The sequence below is a fragment of the Pseudomonas sp. FEMGT703P genome, assembly GCF_002786345.1.
Lineage (GTDB): Bacteria > Pseudomonadota > Gammaproteobacteria > Pseudomonadales > Pseudomonadaceae > Aquipseudomonas > Aquipseudomonas peli.
In genome coordinates this window covers 1-13,427 of record NZ_PGCM01000003.1, presented here as the reverse complement: position 1 = coordinate 13,427, position 13,427 = coordinate 1, and the positions used below count along the sequence as shown (strand labels likewise).

The 13,427-nt window shown below is 61.0% G+C and carries 17 protein-coding genes; 9 read left to right on the top strand and 8 right to left on the bottom strand.

The features are described 5' to 3' along the window. Nucleotides 1–149: 149 nt before the first annotated feature. Nucleotides 150–959, bottom strand: a complete 810-nt coding sequence (gene trpA, locus CUR33_RS00880) for a tryptophan synthase subunit alpha (RefSeq protein ID WP_289238414.1) — start codon at nucleotides 957–959, stop codon at nucleotides 150–152. Beyond that, complete coding sequence (gene trpB, locus CUR33_RS00875) at nucleotides 956–2,179, bottom strand: tryptophan synthase subunit beta (RefSeq protein WP_289238413.1); 1,224 nt, start codon at nucleotides 2,177–2,179, stop codon at nucleotides 956–958. Before trpB ends, trpA begins: the two co-directional genes overlap by 4 nt. A gap of 137 nt (nucleotides 2,180–2,316) precedes the next feature. Between trpB and CUR33_RS00870 the strand changes: the two genes are divergently transcribed. The 5 genes from CUR33_RS00870 to CUR33_RS00850 all read left to right on the top strand — a co-directional run bounded on the left by CUR33_RS00870 (nucleotide 2,317) and on the right by CUR33_RS00850 (nucleotide 5,850). Continuing rightward, nucleotides 2,317–2,985 (top strand): DUF3592 domain-containing protein, encoded by a 669-nt coding sequence (locus tag CUR33_RS00870; RefSeq protein WP_289238412.1) that lies wholly within the window; start codon nucleotides 2,317–2,319, stop codon nucleotides 2,983–2,985. Next, nucleotides 2,982–3,869 (top strand): LysR family transcriptional regulator, encoded by an 888-nt coding sequence (locus CUR33_RS00865; RefSeq protein WP_289238411.1) that lies wholly within the window; start codon nucleotides 2,982–2,984, stop codon nucleotides 3,867–3,869. The genes CUR33_RS00870 and CUR33_RS00865 overlap by 4 nt, the downstream gene beginning before the upstream one ends. Nucleotides 3,870–3,979: 110 nt before the next feature. Further along, complete coding sequence (locus CUR33_RS00860; protein WP_090254497.1) at nucleotides 3,980–4,195, top strand: dodecin; 216 nt, start codon at nucleotides 3,980–3,982, stop codon at nucleotides 4,193–4,195. Between the two features lie 152 nt (nucleotides 4,196–4,347). Next, entirely contained in the window at nucleotides 4,348–5,343 is a 996-nt protein-coding gene (locus tag CUR33_RS00855) for an LLM class flavin-dependent oxidoreductase (protein ID WP_289238410.1), read from the top strand. Nucleotides 5,344–5,424: 81 nt separating this feature from the next. Beyond that, complete coding sequence (locus CUR33_RS00850; protein WP_090254493.1) at nucleotides 5,425–5,850, top strand: OsmC family protein; 426 nt, start codon at nucleotides 5,425–5,427, stop codon at nucleotides 5,848–5,850. Here the strand turns inward: CUR33_RS00850 and CUR33_RS00845 are convergent, their stop codons facing one another. Then, nucleotides 5,851–6,270 (bottom strand): PA0061/PA0062 family lipoprotein, encoded by a 420-nt coding sequence (locus CUR33_RS00845; protein ID WP_289238409.1) that lies wholly within the window; start codon nucleotides 6,268–6,270, stop codon nucleotides 5,851–5,853. It abuts the gene before it with no gap. Nucleotides 6,271–6,379: 109 nt separating this feature from the next. Between CUR33_RS00845 and CUR33_RS00840 the strand changes: the two genes are divergently transcribed. Both CUR33_RS00840 and CUR33_RS00835 read left to right on the top strand, forming a co-directional pair. After that, on the top strand, nucleotides 6,380–7,432 hold the full coding sequence (locus tag CUR33_RS00840; protein ID WP_289238408.1) for an aminopeptidase: 1,053 nt from the start codon (nucleotides 6,380–6,382) through the stop codon (nucleotides 7,430–7,432). A gap of 64 nt (nucleotides 7,433–7,496) precedes the next feature. Then, entirely contained in the window at nucleotides 7,497–7,727 is a 231-nt protein-coding gene (locus tag CUR33_RS00835; protein WP_289238407.1) for a DUF1161 domain-containing protein, read from the top strand. Nucleotides 7,728–7,772: 45 nt separating this feature from the next. Here CUR33_RS00835 and CUR33_RS00830 read toward each other — a convergent pair whose 3' ends face one another. Together CUR33_RS00830 and CUR33_RS00825 are read right to left on the bottom strand one after the other, a co-directional pair. Then, nucleotides 7,773–8,420, bottom strand: a complete 648-nt coding sequence (locus tag CUR33_RS00830; protein ID WP_289238628.1) for an HAD family hydrolase — start codon at nucleotides 8,418–8,420, stop codon at nucleotides 7,773–7,775. Between the two features lie 14 nt (nucleotides 8,421–8,434). Continuing rightward, nucleotides 8,435–8,977, bottom strand: a complete 543-nt coding sequence (locus tag CUR33_RS00825; protein ID WP_289238406.1) for a gamma carbonic anhydrase family protein — start codon at nucleotides 8,975–8,977, stop codon at nucleotides 8,435–8,437. 172 nt (nucleotides 8,978–9,149) lie between these two features. Here CUR33_RS00825 and prlC point away from each other — a divergent pair, with 172 nt between their 5' ends. Further along, entirely contained in the window at nucleotides 9,150–11,198 is a 2,049-nt protein-coding gene (gene prlC / locus CUR33_RS00820; protein ID WP_289238405.1) for an oligopeptidase A, read from the top strand. Continuing rightward, nucleotides 11,195–11,473 carry a YheV family putative zinc ribbon protein gene (locus CUR33_RS00815; RefSeq protein WP_160086577.1) on the top strand — a complete coding sequence of 93 codons (279 nt, stop codon included), beginning with the start codon at nucleotides 11,195–11,197 and terminating at the stop codon, nucleotides 11,471–11,473. The genes prlC and CUR33_RS00815 overlap by 4 nt, the downstream gene beginning before the upstream one ends. Before the next feature lie 46 nt (nucleotides 11,474–11,519). On the opposite strand, the gene CUR33_RS00810 is transcribed toward CUR33_RS00815, so the two are convergent. The 3 genes from CUR33_RS00810 to CUR33_RS00800 all read right to left on the bottom strand — a co-directional run. After that, nucleotides 11,520–12,284 carry a substrate-binding periplasmic protein gene (locus tag CUR33_RS00810; RefSeq protein ID WP_090254477.1) on the bottom strand — a complete coding sequence of 255 codons (765 nt, stop codon included), beginning with the start codon at nucleotides 12,282–12,284 and terminating at the stop codon, nucleotides 11,520–11,522. 104 nt (nucleotides 12,285–12,388) lie between these two features. Then, entirely contained in the window at nucleotides 12,389–12,829 is a 441-nt protein-coding gene (locus CUR33_RS00805; RefSeq protein WP_289238404.1) for a hypothetical protein, read from the bottom strand. Nucleotides 12,830–12,836: 7 nt separating this feature from the next. Then, on the bottom strand, nucleotides 12,837–13,427 hold a 591-nt coding region (locus CUR33_RS00800), incomplete at its 5' end, for an ATP-binding domain-containing protein (RefSeq protein WP_289238403.1).

Sequence of the window (13,427 nt, the reverse complement as noted above, 5' to 3'; positions counted from 1 at the left end):
CATGGCAAGAAATGCTGCGAATGACCTCCGGCAGAGCGGTAGCCATACGAGGTAGATCGGGGTTAGAAGGGTGGATGACACTTTTTTCATCCACCGATGCAGCGGTGGACGGGTGGAGTGTCCGCTAGGAACTCCGCCCACCCCAGGACTCAGGCGCGCGCGCCGCGCACCCCTTCAGCCAACGCCGCACATAGGCTCAGCACACCGTCTACGGCCTGCTCGTCGCTGCTGGCATTGGCGATCTGGTCGATCAATGCCGAACCGACCACCACGCCTTCGGCCAGACGAGCGATGGTCGCCGCATGCTCCGGGGTGCGAATGCCGAAACCGATGCACAGCGGCAGGTCAGTGTGGCGACGCAGGCGGGTGACCGCTTGTTCTACGTGGTCCAGGGTGGCCGAGCCGGCACCGGTCACACCGGCAACCGATACGTAGTAGACAAAGCCAGAGCTGCCGTTCAGCACTTTCGGCAGGCGTTTGTCGTCGGTGGTCGGGGTGGTCAGGCGGATAAAGTCCAGGCCAGCAGCCTGCGCTGGGTCGCACAGGTCAGCGTTATGCTCGGGCGGCAGGTCGACCACGATCAAGCCGTCGACGCCGGCCTCTTTGGCTTCGGCAATAAACCGTGCCACGCCGTATTTGTGGATTGGGTTGAAGTAGCCCATCAGCACCAGCGGGGTCACCTGTTCGCCTTCGCGGAACTCACGAACCATCTGCAGGGTTTTCGCCAGGTCCTGACCGTTGTCCAAGGCGCGAATATTGGCCAGCTGGATCGCCGGGCCATCGGCCATTGGATCGGTGAAGGGCATGCCCAGTTCGATCACATCCGCGCCGGCGGCAGGCAGACCCTTGAGGATGGCCAGCGAGGTGTCGTAGTTCGGGTCGCCACCGGTGACGAAGGTCACCAGGGCCGCGCGGTTCTGTTGTTTCAGCTCGGCAAAGCGGCTTTGCAGGCGGCTCATGCGTGCTTCTCCTGTTGTTCCATGTGGTGCACGATGGTTTGCATGTCCTTGTCGCCGCGGCCCGAGAGGTTAATCACCATCAGGTGATCCTTGGGCAGCTTCGGCGCGCGCTTGAACACTTCAGCCAGGGCGTGAGCGGTTTCCAGGGCCGGGATAATGCCCTCCTGGCGGCAGCAAATGTGGAAGGCTTCGAGGGCTTCAGTGTCGGTCACCGAGGTGTACTCGACGCGGCCGACTTCATGCAACCAGGCGTGTTCCGGACCGATGCCGGGGTAATCGAGGCCGGCGGAAATCGAGTGGGCGTCGATGATCTGGCCATCGTCACTCTGCAGCAGGAAGGTACGGTTGCCGTGCAGCACGCCCGGTACGCCGCCGTTGAGGCTGGCCGCATGTTTGCCGGTTTCGATACCGTGGCCGGCCGCTTCCACACCAATGATCTTCACGTCTTTGTCATCGAGGAAGGGGTGGAACAGGCCGATGGCATTCGAGCCACCGCCGATGCAGGCGATCAAGCTGTCCGGCAGGCGACCTTCCTGGGCGAGCATCTGGTCACGGGTTTCCTTGCCGATCACGGCCTGGAAGTCGCGGACCATCGCCGGGTACGGGTGCGGGCCGGCCACGGTGCCGATCATGTAGAAGGTGGTGTCGACGTTGGTCACCCAGTCACGCAGGGCTTCGTTCATCGCATCTTTCAAGGTGCCAGTACCGGCGACTACAGGCACCACGGTGGCGCCCATCAGCTTCATGCGCAGTACGTTGGCGTTCTGCCGGTGGATGTCGGTGCTGCCCATAAAGATCACGCACTCCATGCCGAAGCGCGCTGCGACGGTGGCAGTCGCCACACCGTGCATGCCGGCGCCGGTCTCGGCGATGATGCGTTTTTTGCCCATGCGCTTGGCCAATAGCACCTGACCGATGCAGTTGTTGATCTTGTGCGCGCCGGTGTGATTCAGCTCTTCACGCTTGAAGTAGATCTTCGCGCCACCGCACATCTCGGTCAGGCGCTCGGCGAAATACAGCGGGCTGGGACGGCCGACGAAATCACGCTGGAAGTAGGCCAGCTCCTTCTGGAACTCGGGGTCGAGCTTGGCTTTCTCGTACTCATCGGCCAGGTCGTGGATCAGCGGCATTAAGGTTTCAGCGACGTATTGGCCGCCGAACGAGCCGAACAGGCCGTTGGCATCAGGACCAGCGCGGAAGGATTTTTGTGAATCAGACATAGCGGCCATCCGTAGATTGGTAAAACAATGGCAGCAATTGTAAGGCTGGACGAAGCAATGAAAAACCGATAAAACAGCTCATATATGTGAGAATAACTAACATATATTAAGACCTAACACTGACAGGGACGTACGGCATGAGTGATCGTTGGTTATTAATTTTCCCCGCTATTGGCGTTTTTTTTATTGCAGCTGCTCTATTGCTTCAAATGCACCGATGGAATGAAGAGGAGTCCATGCTGCGAACTGTCGGTAGCGTTGTATCAGTGAGTGGAAAAGGGTGCACGCTTGTTGAGTACTTTCCTCGGCAAGACCAGCGCGTGACGTTTTCAGGCGAGGTCTGCAGCCGCCCAGGTTACGACATCGGGGACTCCGTAGAAGTGAGCTACGACCCGCTGGAGCCACAGCACGCACATATCGATAGCTTTACTCAGAACTGGTTCCTCAGCCTGATGCTGGGGAGCTTCGGTCTCATCTTCTTGCTGGGCAGCATGGTGTTCACTCTGCCTGAAGTGCTTGCTCGCGCTCGTATCGCTGGGCTGCGGCGTACCGGCCAGACTGTGCTAGCGCATTTCCTCGAAGTACGACGTAATCCACTCTCCACCCTAAACGGGATACCCGCTTGGCAATTGATCTGCCAATGGCAGAACCCGGCGAGCGGTGCTGTACATCTGTTCTACAGCGAAGATATTTGGTTCGACCCTCAACCCTTTCTCAGAGGAACGACGCTCTCAGTGCTAATCGACCCGCAGAACCCTAAATACTTCAGCATCGATACCAGCTTCCTGCCGCAGCTGGCGAAATGAGCCAGGACCTTCCGCCGCTTAACGCTCTACGCGCCTTCGAAGCGGCCGCGCGACTGAACAGCATCAGCCAGGCCGCCAATGAACTGCACGTCACCCATGGCGCAGTCAGCCGGCAGGTTCGTGCCCTGGAGGAACACCTGGGTGTGGCGCTATTCAGCAAGGAAGGTCGTGGCCTTAAACTCACAGATGCGGGCATTCGTCTGCGCGATGTCAGCGCCGAACTGTTCAACCGCCTGCGCAGCACCTGCGCCGAACTGCAGCAGGGGCAGGCCGATGCGCCGTTTGTGCTGGCCTGCCCGGGCAGCCTGTTGGCGCGCTGGTTTATTCCGCGCCTAGACCGGCTCAACCGCGAGCTGCCAGAACTGCGCCTGCAGCTGTCCGCCAGCGAAGGTGACCTGGACCCGCGCCGCAGCGGGGTGGACGCCACGCTGTGGTTCGCCGAACCGCCGTGGCCGGCGGATATGCAGGTGTTCGAGCTGGCCGCCGAGCGCATCGGCCCGGTGCTCAGCCCGCGTTATGCGCAGTTCGCGGCACTGCATCAGGCCCCCGCCGCCGCCTTGCTCGGCGAGCCCTTGCTGCACACCAGCTCGCGGCCGCAAGCCTGGCCCAGCTGGGCCGCCAGTAACGGGCTGGATTCCAGCACGCTGAAGCTCGGCCAGGGTTTCGAGCATCTTTATTACTTGCTGGAAGCCGCCGCCGCAGGCCTCGGCGTGGCCATCGCACCGCAGCAACTGGTCGCCGATGATCTGACCGCCGGTCGTCTGGTCGCGCCCTGGGGCTTTGTCGAAACCAGCGCACGCTTGGCGCTTTGGGTGCCAATACGCAGCCGCGATAACCGCGCCGAACGCCTGGCGCAGTGGCTGCGCAAGGAACTGGAGCGTTAGCAGCCGTCACCGGCAACCGGGCAGACCAAGTGCGACTAATCTGAACTTTAGCGTTCAGGGGTGGGACTCAATTAGATGACCCACCTGTTCAACCACCTGGGAGAGCTGCAATGTCCGATCATCACACCTACAAGAAAATCGAAATCGTCGGTTCCTCGAAAGTCAGCATCGAAGATGCCATCGAAAATGCCCTGGCCGAATGCGCCAAGTCGGTACGCAACATGGACTGGTTCGAGGTGGTGGAAACCCGCGGGCACATCGTGGATGGCAAGGTCGGCCATTACCAGGTCACCCTGAAAATCGGCTTCCGCCTGAGCAATAGCTGAGTCCATAGGCATGCGGTCATGCCACACATGGCCGCAGATCCACCCGCCCCACGCGCCTTGTCCCTTGGAATCTGCAGAATAAGCCCCACTATCTAACTCAGGTATTGGCGCTTTGTGGCGCCCGAACACACGGATAACCCACAGGCAGCCCGATGAGCGCACTCGCACAGAGCAAATTCTCCACCCTGGACCTCGCCCCGATTCGCGATGACGGCAACGCCGCCCAGGCCCTGCACAATTCCCTGGCGCTGGCGCAGCATGTCGAGCGCTTGGACTTCGAGCGTTTCTGGGTGGCCGAACACCACAATATGGATGGCATCGCCAGTTCAGCCACCGCCGTGCTGCTCGGTTACCTGGCAGCTGGCACGTCGAAGATTCGCCTGGGCTCCGGCGGGGTAATGCTGCCCAACCACGCGCCGTTGGTGATCGCCGAGCAGTTCGGCACCCTGGCCACGCTCTATCCCGGCCGCATCGAGCTGGGCCTGGGTCGCGCGCCGGGGGCCGATCACTTCACCGCCCAGGCGCTGCGCCGCGACCGGATTGGCAACGCCGATGACTTCCCGGCGGATGTTGCAGAGCTGCAGCGCTACCTTGGGCCGCGCACGCCGGATCAGCGGGTGATCGCCATGCCCGGCAGCGATACCAATGTGCCGATCTGGCTGCTCGGCTCCAGCCTGTTCAGCGCCCAGCTGGCTGGCGAGAGGGGCCTGCCTTACGCCTTCGCCTCGCACTTCGCGCCGCGCTATATGCATGAAGCGATTCGCGTCTACCGCAATCACTTCAAGCCCTCGGCGGTGCTCGACAAACCCTATGTGATGCTCGGCGTGCCGCTGATCACTGCCGACACGGATGAACAGGCTGAATACCTGGCAACCTCTGCCTACCAGCGCATCCTCGCGCTGATTCGTGGCCAGAGCCTGGTGCAGAGACCGCCCGTTACCAGCATGCAGGGCTTGTGGTTGCCGCATGAAAAAGAAGCAGTGAGCAGCTTCCTCGGCATGGCGATGATTGGCGGCCCGGATAAGGTACGTGCGCGCCTGGAACTACTGTTGGAACAGACCGGTGCCGATGAACTGATTTTCACCTGCGACCTGTACGACTTTGCCGACCGACTGCATGCATTCGAGCTGGTCGCGCAACTGCGTTAACCGACTGCCGGGATTTATTTTTCGAACTTGTGCCACCTCAGCCTGCTCTCAACCTGGTAACCCATGCACTGGAGAACTCGGATGAAGAAGACAGCATCAGCCCACTGGCAAGGTGGCATCAAGGACGGCAAAGGTACGATCTCGACCCAGAGCGGCGCCCTGAAAAGCGCGCCCTATGGCTTCAACACCCGCTTCGAAGATCAGCCGGGCACCAACCCGGAGGAACTGCTGGGCGCCGCTCACGCCGGCTGCTTTTCCATGGCGCTGTCAAAGGAGCTGGGCGAAGCCGGAATGACCGCTGAGAGTATCGACACACAAGCGGAAGTCACCCTGGACAAAGCCGACGGCGGTTTTTCCATCACCGCCGTGCATCTGACGCTCAAGGCGCGCATCCCCGGCGCCGACCGCGCGGCCTTCGAGAAAGCCGTAGAAACCGCCAAGAACGGCTGTCCGGTGTCCAAGGTGCTGAACGCCGAGATCACCCTGGAAGCGGTGCTCGACAGCTGATCAGAAGGTACCGCAACGCAAGACTTTACCGCGCGCCAGCACATTGCGTTGATCGTCATACAGCCAGGCCTGCGCTTTCATCTGCACGGGCCTGGCTTCCAGCCGGTAGCGTTGGCCGGCCACGAAATTGTCATGCCGCACGCGAATTTCACAGGTCACCTGACGCGGCTCATAGGCGCCATCCAGGCCACCGCCGCCACTCACCTCGAACTGAAAGCGCGCCTGCAGCTCATGAGCACCAGCAGGCACCTGAAAGTAACGACCATCGTTGAGGCGCTGGCCATCAAGGCGATCGGCCATCAGCAGGGTGCCGGCATTACTGCGCAGGTCCACCCAGGCTTGGCTCGGATCAGGCGCAGGCACGGGAGAGGCGCAGGCGCTGAGCACCAGCACACCGCCAAGCAAAGCCAGGTAACGCATGGGACACCTCCATAAATCGCAACGACAGATAGCCTACGCCGATCCCGTGCTGGAGGCAGCAGCGCCGATGCGCTAGCGTGACAGCCTGTTTACTCACGGGTACTGATCCATGTTCGACGCTCTGCTCTGGCGCTGGGTTCCGCTGGCCGCTGCGCTGCTGCTGAACGGCTGTAGCACCCTGGACTACTACAGCCACCTGGCCGGCGGGCAACTGCACCTGCTGCAGGCGCGCGAGCCGATTGCCGAGTTGCTGGAGAACCCGAGTGCCGACCCCGAACTCAAGCAACGCCTGGCCCTGGCTCAACAGGCGCGGGATTTCGCCAGCGCCCAGCTGAACCTGCCCGACAATGACAGCTACCGCCTTTACGCCGATATTCAGCGGCCATTTGTGGTGTGGAATGTGTTTGCCACCCCGGAATTTTCCCTGTCGCCCGAGCTGCACTGTTTTCCCATCGCCGGTTGCGTGGCCTATCGCGGCTTCTACAGCCAAAGCCGCGCGCGTGGTTCGGCAGCACTGCTGAAACAGCAGGGCCTGGACACCTATCTGGGCGGCGTCGAGGCCTACTCCACCCTCGGCTGGTTCGATGACCCGATTCTCAACACCATGCTGCGCTGGAGCGATGAGCGCCTGGTGGCGGTGATCTTCCACGAACTGGCGCACCAGCAGCTGTATGTGGCCAACGACACCGCGTTCAACGAATCCTTCGCCAGCTTTGTCGAGCGTGAAGGCCTAAGCCAATGGCGCATCAAACAGGGGCTGCCGCCTAACGATCCGCAGGGCGAACAACAGCGCGAGCAATTTATCGCCCTGGTGATGGCCAGCCGAACACGCCTGCAGCAGCTCTATGCCAGTGATCTGCCGCCCGCGCAGATGCGCAGTGGCAAGCAGGCCGAGATCGCCCGCCTGCGCGCCGAATACCATGCACTCAGCAAGCGCGAGTGGGGCGGTAACGGGCGTTACGACGACTGGATCAACGCGCCGATAAACAACGCCAAACTGCTGCCGTTTGGCCTCTATGATCAATGGGTGCCGGCCTTCGCCGTGCTGTTTGAACAAGTTGAACGCGATTGGCCGCGCTTTTATCAGCGTGTCGCCGCCTTGGGCGAGTTGCCCGAACGCGAACGGCATCAGGCGCTGATGGACTTATCTGCGGGCTCTTAGAACTTACGTACCGAGTTCCCACTCCAACATCAGTAGTTTCTGTTCACGCAAAAGGAGCGATGCAATGAACAAATTCACCCTGGCCGTGCTGCTTGGCCTACTTAGCACCAGTGTGTTGGCCGCACCCAAGCCCTGCGAAGAGCTGCGTGCGGAGATCGAAGTGAAAATCCAGGCCGCCGGCGTTGCCAGCTACACCCTGGAAATCGTGCCCAACGAAGACGCCCAAGACCCCAATATGGTGGTCGGCAGCTGCGACGGCGGCACCAAGAAGATCATCTACCAGAAAAACAGCTAATCCTCGTATGCGGGCTGCCTGATCCAAGCAGCCCGCATACGACACCTACCGCACAAACGCCTGGTGCAACTCGGCCAGGCTGTGAAAGTGATAGGTCGGCGCTTCGGCCTGCAACTCGGCAAAGCTGCCAAAGCCATAGCCCACCGCGGCCGCATCCAGGCCATTACGTCGCGCGCCGATCAGGTCGTGCTTACGATCCCCGATCATCAGTGTGCTCTGCACCGGCAATTGTTCTTTTTCCAGCAGGTGGGCGATCAGCTCAACCTTGTCGGTACGCGTGCCGTCCAGTTCGCTGCCGTAGATCACCTTGAAGTGCTTCGCGAAACCAAAGTGCTTAGCAATTTGCTCGGCAAACACCGTCGGTTTGCTGGTGGCGATGTATAGCGTGCGTTGCTGGTTTTGCAGCAGCTGCAACAGCTCGCCCACGCCGTCGAACAGTTGGTTTTCATACAACCCGACCTCGCGGAAGCGCTCGCGGTAATGGTTCACCGCCTGCCAGGCGGTGGCCTCGTCAAACTGGTAGGTCTGCATAAAACACTGCAGCAGCGGTGGGCCGATAAAGTGCTCCAGCGCCTGAAAGTCAGGCTCCTCAATGCCCAACTTGGCCAGCGCATGCTGTACCGAGCGGGTAATCCCCTCACGCGGATCGGTCAGGGTGCCATCGAGGTCAAACAGGATGTTCTGGTAATGCATGACAGGTTCGCTCATCAGCCGGCATAACCTTCCATCAGATGCTGGTCCTTTAGCCGCACGTAGTTGGCCGCGCTGTAGCCGAAGTAGCTGCGCTCCTTGTCCGTCAGCGGCCGCGCCTGTTTCACCGGGCTGCCGACATACAGGTAACCGCTTTCCAACACTTTGCCCGGCGGCACCAGGGAGCCGGCACCGATCACCACCTCATCCTGCACCACGGCACCGTCCATGATGATGCTGCCCATGCCGACCAGAATGCGGTTACCCAGGCTGCAACCGTGCAAGGTGACATTGTGGCCGATGGTCACATCGTCGCCGATAATCAGCGGAAAACCCTGCGGGTTGAACGGCCCGGCATGGGTGATGTGCAACACGCTGCCGTCCTGCACACTGCTGCGCTCACCGATGCGGATGCTGTGCATGTCGCCACGGATCACCACCAGCGGCCACACCGAGCTGTCGGTGCCAATCTCCACATCGCCCAGCACCACCGCCGAGGCATCGACAAATACCCGCTCGCCAAGCTGCGGGGTGAACTGCTGGTAAGTACGAATCGCCACGATAGAAACCTCTTAAGCTGCGTCTGGCCTTGATTGTAATTAAGATGGCACCCATGTTCAGGACAACTGCGCTGCTTTATGGCGCCCGCTGTCCACTCAAGCCTGCCCCTGGGAGCCTTTTGCGCCCGCCAGGGTCACAGCTGCAAACCCATTTCGTAACAGGTGACCTGTCGTGACTGCCACTAACCCGCTGCTGCAAGCCTTCGATCTGCCCCACTACAGCGCCATCCGTCCGGAGCATGTCGAGCCCGCCGTCGAGCAGATTCTGGCCGACAACCGCGCCGCCATGAGCCGTCTGCTGGAACAACAGGCCGCTGACCCAAGCTGGGACGGCCTGGTGCTGGCCCTGGACGAACTGGGCGCGCGCCTGGGCCGCGCCTGGAGCCCGGTCAGCCACCTGAACGCCGTGTGCAACAGCGCTGAACTGCGCGCAGCTTATGAGGCCTGCCTGCCCAAGCTGTCTGAATACTGGACCGAAATCGGCCAGAACCAACCGCTGTTCCAGGCGTATCAAGCGCTGGCCGAGAGCCCTGCAGCAGCCGGTTTCGACGTGGCGCAGAAGACCATCCTCGAACATGCCCTGCGCGATTTCCGCCTGTCCGGTATCGACTTGCCGGCCGAGCAGCAGAAGCGCTACGGCGAGATCCAGATGAAGCTCTCCGAGCTGGCCAGCAAGTTCTCCAACCAATTGCTGGATGCCACTCAAGCCTGGACCAAGCACGTCACCGACGAGGCGGCGCTGGATGGCCTGACCGACTCGGCCAAGGCGCAGATGAAGCAGGCTGCCGAGGCCAAGGGCCTGGACGGCTGGCTGATCAGCCTGGAATTCCCCAGCTATTTTGCGGTGATGACCTACGCCAACGACCGCGCCCTGCGTGAAGAGCTATATGCCGCTTACTGCACCCGTGCCTCGGACCAGGGGCCAAATGCCGGGCAGAACGACAATGGCCCGGTGATGCAGGAGATTCTCGCCTTGCGTCAGGAACTGGCCAAGCTGCTGGGTTTCGGCAACTACGCAGAGCTGAGCCTGGCCAGCAAAATGGCTGAAACCACCGACCAGGTGCTGCACTTCCTGCGCGATCTGGGCACTCGCGGCAAGCCATTTGCCGAGCAGGACCTGCGCGAACTACAAGCCTTCGCCAGTGAGCAGGGCTGCAGCGAGCTGCAAAGCTGGGACGTCGGCTACTACAGCGAGAAACTGCGCGAGCAGCGCTACAGCATTTCCCAGGAAATCCTGCGTGCCTACTTCCCCATCGACAAGGTGCTGACTGGCCTGTTCGCTATCGTTGAAAAGCTCTACGGCATCCAGATCAAGGAATTGAGTGGCTTCGACACCTGGCACCCAGATGTGCGCCTGTTTGAAATCACCGAAAACGGCGCCCACGTCGGGCGCTTCTTCTTCGACCTCTACGCCCGCGCCAACAAGCGCGGCGGCGCCTGGATGGACGGCGCGCGTGACAAACGTCGCACCGCCGACGGCACGCTGATCAGCCCAGTGGCCAATCTGGTGTGTAACTTCACCCCGGCTGTCGGCGACAAGCCGGCGCTGCTGACCCACGATGAAGTCACCACCCTGTTCCACGAATTCGGCCATGGTTTGCATCACCTGTTGACCCGCGTTGAACACGCCGGAGCATCCGGCATCAACGGCGTGGCATGGGATGCGGTCGAACTACCGAGCCAGTTTATGGAGAACTGGTGCTGGGAGCCCGAGGGCCTGGCGCTGATCTCCGGCCATTATGAAAGCGGCGAACCGCTGCCGCAGGACCTGCTGGACAAGATGCTGGCGGCGAAGAACTTTCAGTCCGGGCTGATGATGGTGCGGCAGATCGAGTTCAGCCTGTTCGACTTCGAACTGCACGCCACCCACGGCGACGGCCGCAGCGTGCTGGACGTGCTCGAAGGCATCCGCCAGGAAGTCTCGGTGCTGCGTCCACCCGCCTACAACCGCTTCCCCAATAGCTTTGCGCACATCTTCGCCGGCGGTTACGCGGCCGGTTACTACAGCTACAAATGGGCCGAAGTGCTGAGCGCCGATGCCTTCTCCAAATTTGAGGAAGAAGGCGTATTCAACAGCGCCACTGGACAAGCCTTCCGTGAAGCCATCTTGGCGCGCGGCGGCTCGCAGGCACCGATGGTGCTGTTTGTGGATTTCCGTGGCCGCGAGCCGTCAATCGACGCGCTGCTGCGCCACCTTGGTTTGAGCCAGGAGGCCGCATGACCGATGCACCTGTGAATATCAGCGCAAAACGCTTTATCGCCGGTGCGGTCTGCCCGGCATGCAGCGAAATGGACAAGATCCAGATGTGGAACGTGGACGGCGTGCCGCACCGCGAGTGCATCGGCTGCGGCTACGCCGACACCCTGGACGAACGCGGCAACTCAGTGCCGCGTGAACTGCCCACACGGGTCAATATAAGCGCCCTGAAACCCAAGATTGCCGACCCCAAAGTGCAGGTCGTGCAGTTCTTTCCTAACCCCAAACTTAAGAAATAGCTGGGTGGCCGCCAGGGATGGCCGGCCATGAAGCCACTGCGCCAACTCAGGGCGCAGCGACCTCACTCTGCTGCAGGTTGCGCTCAAGCATGCGCTGATAATCGCCACTGGCGCGCAACTGCGCCAAGCCCTGATTGAACTGCGCGATGATCACCGCCGCCTGCGGGTGGCTGCGCGGCACGATCAGGTGCAGGGTGCTGCGGTTGATGGCGCTGTTGGAGCGACGAAAGCGTTCTAAAGGCACCCCGCTCAATTGCAACGCGGTCTCGCCCAGGCGTCGATCCGAGATAAAAAAATCATCGCGGTCCATCAACAGCAAACGGGCGCACTCATTCAATCCGGTAGGGGAATGCCGGCGTAACTGCCCATCATCCAGCAACTGCTGAATGATGGGTGGCGGCTGCCAACCCAGCGGGTAGCAGAGTCGCAACCCTTGCATACTGGGGACATCATCGAGCTCGATCACCTCACCTGCCCGACTGAAAATATACTGCTCGGCCGTAAACAACGGCTCCGAGTAGAGAAACACCTCTTCACGCTGCGCAGTGCGGACATACGGGAATGTGGCGTCGTAATCGCCTTGCAGGGTCTTCAGGTAACCGCGCTTCCAGGGCTGCCAGTCCAGGCTGCTGGCGATGCTGCTGCGCTGCAACGCCGCACGCACCAACTGCGTCAGCATGCCACCTGCAGGCAGCGCCTTGCCGGTAAAGGGCGCGTAGTCATCGCCGGTGACTAGGCGCAACGGCGCCGCCAGGACGCTGGTGCAGAGTGCCAGGCTTAAGAACAAACAGATAAGTGTTCGAATGCGCATTGCGCCTCAACCTTAGCGGTCAGCACCGCGGCGGATCGCAAAACTCAGTAATTGCTTTCGCAGTGTAGGCGTTCAGACGGATTACACGGCAGCCTACCGCAACGTCAGCGGCGGTATTGACGGATCACGCCCAGCAGAAAAAACATCATCCCCAGCCCAAATGCCAACAACGCGATGATCGGCCCCCAGTGACCGACCAAAGCTTGCAAACCCTCCAATAGCAAACTGCTCAAGTATGTCTTACGCCCTGAAGAGCTGGGTACATAAATACCCTGCAACCAGGTTTCGTAGGCACCGTATAAGGGCAGCAAGCACAATGGCAACAGCAGCAGGCATAACCAGAAGCCCACATTGCTGGAACCCAATAAAGCTTTGCTACGGTAGCCTTCTTGAATCAACTTGAAGCTACAAACCGCGGCATAGGCCACGCCGGCAATAAGCAGATAACTCTGATAGCTACCGGGGCTTCTCCACAGACCAAGGCTGGCGACACACCCCAACGGCAAAAAAAGCACGGCCCATATCGTCAGAAAAACATACTTCATACGGCCCTTAGAAAAGCGAAAATTGAGTGGAGCCGTCTGCTGCGAATGGCTGCGGCTTTGCTGTTAAAGACGTTGCGGCCAACCGCTCAGCCAACCCCGCCGCCCGTTCCGCACGGGTGGCCACGGCTTCGCTTAAACGCGCCGGCAAACCCCAGATTTCCACCTTGTGTTTGGCCCGGGTGATACCGGTGTAGAACAGGCTGCGCGTCAGCAGGGGGCTGGGTTGTTCGGGCAGCACCAGCAGCACTTCGCTGAACTCTGAGCCCTGGCTTTTGTGCACGGTCATGGCGAAGGCGCTGTCGTGGCTGGGCAGGCGCGCCGGGGCGAAGGGGCGGTAGCTGTCCTCGCCTTCAAAGAACACTCGCAGGCCGCACTCAGTGTGTAAGCAGATACCGATATCGCCGTTAAACAGGCCGAGGGCGTAGTCGTTCTGCCGCACCATGATCGGCCGGCCGACATACCAGCGCTCGCGGCTGGCCACCTGGCTGCGGCGTTTGATCCGCGCTTCCAACGCTTCGTTGATCCCGGCCACGCCCCAGGCCCCTTCACGTTGAGCGCAGAGCGCGCGAAAGGCATTGAACGCGGCAAAGGCGGCGGC